Origin of the sequence: Azonexus sp., assembly GCF_036170495.1 — a bacterium.
In the GTDB taxonomy this organism is placed as follows: Bacteria; Pseudomonadota; Gammaproteobacteria; order Burkholderiales; family Rhodocyclaceae; genus Azonexus.
Map to the genome: position 1 here is coordinate 1 of NZ_JAVHPH010000145.1, position 1,026 is coordinate 1,026.

Consider the following 1,026-nt stretch of genomic DNA (forward strand, 5'->3'; position numbering starts at 1 on the left):
CCGATTGCGGCACCCCGCCGAAGAAGGCGAAGGCATGAACATGGCCATCCATCCATGCCTCCGCCGTCGCCGCGGGATAGGCCCGCACGAAACAGCTATCGCTGTGCGGCAGATCCATGACGAAGAAATAAGCTTTCTGCTCGACCCCGCCGATGATGACGGTTGCTTCACCGAAATCGGCTTGCGCTTGTCCCGGCGGATGGGCCAGCGGCACGAACATCTCCTGGCCCCGCCGTTCGCGCTCCCGAACGTAATCCTTGATGATCGTGTAGCCGCCGGTGAAGCCATGTTCCGCACGCAACCGGTCGAACACCCGCTTGGCCGTGTGGCGCTGCTTGCGATGCACATCCTTGTCGCCGTCGAACCAGGCGTCGATGATCTCGGCGAAGCCATCCAGCTTCGGCCGCTTGACAGGCGCCGTCCGCCGGTAGCCGGGTGGCACCGAGAACGCCATGGCCTTCTCCACGGTGTCGCGTGAAATGTTGAAATGACGCGCAGCCGCGCGCATGCTCATGCCGTCGGCACAGGCCAGACGAACCTTCAGGTAAAGTTCCACGGTGTAGATCTCCACGCCCTCCATACAGCTGCATGAAGAGCAAAGTGGCCGGTTTTTGCGCCGCCCGCAGCAGGCCTATCCCGCCGCTACCGTGGCAGACTTTTGCACCGCCGTTCTCAGCTTTCAGCCCAAGCTGATCGAACTCCTGCATCGCAGCATCGATTTCCTTCCGAGTGAGGCGGTCCAGCAATGCCTGGTGTTCGGCCTCATCGGGGACACTCCTCTTGTCCGTCAGAAATGAGTGATACAGCTTCAGCGATTGCTGGAGACTTGCAAGGCCGGTGCGCAAGACACCATCAATGGGCACAGGTGACGGATTGGGGCGTTCTGCGCGTTCATCCTCGGCCGTGTAGGCAAATCTGTCCAGGATGGTGTCCCGATCCTCACGGGCGAACAACTCGTCCAGATCACCCAGATACTGTTCAACACGCTTGGCACTGCTCACCCGTGAGGAAGCGGTTGAATCCGTC

Annotated in this window: 2 protein-coding genes; one reads left to right on the forward strand and one right to left on the reverse strand. The window is 60.9% G+C overall.

Annotation, left to right across the window (positions count from 1 at the left end):
- The coding region (gene istA, locus ADADOO_RS04555) for an IS21 family transposase (protein WP_511275391.1) at nucleotides 1–556 on the reverse strand (556 nt) is incomplete at its 3' end.
- A 55-nt stretch (nucleotides 557–611) separates the two neighbouring features.
- Here istA and ADADOO_RS04560 point away from each other — a divergent pair.
- Complete coding sequence (locus tag ADADOO_RS04560) at nucleotides 612–797, forward strand: hypothetical protein (RefSeq protein ID WP_511275390.1); 186 nt, start codon at nucleotides 612–614, stop codon at nucleotides 795–797.
- Nucleotides 798–1,026 lie beyond the last annotated feature (229 nt).